The 1,301-nt window shown below is 68.9% G+C and carries 1 protein-coding gene; it reads right to left on the bottom strand.

Annotated elements, in window-relative coordinates:
* Positions 1–34: 34 nt before the first annotated feature.
* Positions 35–1,243, bottom strand: coding sequence for an IS701 family transposase (locus CU044_RS26015; RefSeq protein ID WP_129771187.1), 1,209 nt, complete (start codon positions 1,241–1,243; stop codon positions 35–37).
* Positions 1,244–1,301 lie beyond the last annotated feature (58 nt).

The following is a 1,301-nucleotide window of genomic DNA, read 5'->3' as shown; positions in this document are numbered from 1 at the left end:
AGGTGTTGGAGGAGTGCCAGGGCCTGGTGGAGAGTCAGGCCCTGGCAGGGACTTTTGGGCAGGACCGCTGCTCGGTCAGGAAGAGATGGGCGGCGGTCACGAGGGTGACGTGGCGATGCCAGCCGGTGAACGATCGGCCCTCGAAATGGTCGAGGCCGAGCGTCGTCTTCAGCTCGCGGTAGTCGTGTTCGATGCGCCACCGTAGCTTCGCGAGCCGGACAAGATCCCGGGCCGGGATGTCGGCCGGCAGGTTGGAGATCCAGTACTTGACCGGCTCGTTCTCCCCTTCTGGCCACTGGGCGATCAGCCACCGCAGTGCGATGACACCGTCCGGGGCGGGTTGGGGGCGGCGGCCGGCGAGGCGGACGCGCAGGAACACGAAGCGGGCGGACATCGCTGCTTTGGAGCCCTTGCGCCAGGTGACCGTGACCGCTCGGGCACGTCCGGCGGCCAGGACATGTTCGCGCAGGCTGACCGGTCGGGTCCGGTAGCGGGGCAGCGGACGCGGTCCGAGCCCGCTGTAGGGCGGCTGGTGCGGCAGGGCCGACCCGGCATGGGCAGTCATCTCGCCCTTGACCTGCAGCGCATAGGCCAGGCCCCGGTCTTCCAGGCCGCGGCGGAAGTCGGCGTTCGCTCCGTAGCCGGTGTCCGCGACCAGCACCGCGGGCCGCAGCCCGACCGTAGCCAGTTCGTCGAGCATGTCCAGCGCGAGCTGCCACTTCGGCCGGTGATGCTCTTCCTCGGGGATCCGGCAGCGGGCCCGACGGCCAGCGGCCTCGTTCTCGTCCCAGCTGCTGGGCAGGAACAGCCGCCAGGACAGCGGGCACGACGTGGCGTCGGACGCGGCGTGGACACTGACCCCTATCTGGCAGTTCCCGACCTTGCCCAGGGTGCCGGAGTACTGCCTGGCCACCCCGGGCGAGGACGTGCCGTCCTTCGGGAATCCGGTGTCGTCCACCACCCATACCTGCGGCCGAACCACCGCCACCGCCCGGCGGGCCAACCTGTTGCGCACGGTGTCCACCGGCCAGGTCGACGACGTCATGAACTGCTGCAACTGCTGGTGGTCCACCCCGAGGCGCCCCGCCATCGGCTGCATCGACTTCCGACGCCCGTCCAGCAGCAGTCCCCGCAGATACAGCCCGCCCTTCACCCGCTGGTCAGCACGCGCCAAAGGCGCGAACACCTCCCCAGCGAACTCCTCCAACCGGCCCCTACACGAAGCAAGTTCATTCGCCCTCATACCATCAGGAAACCACCAAGACGACCACTTGCCCAGAGACGTAACAAAGCCCTACTAG

The organism is Streptomyces sp. L-9-10 (genome assembly GCF_004151105.1).
GTDB lineage: Bacteria > Actinomycetota > Actinomycetes > Streptomycetales > Streptomycetaceae > Streptomyces.
The sequence above is the reverse complement of the archived record's forward strand: the minus strand, read 5'-3'. Positions and strand labels throughout refer to the sequence as shown.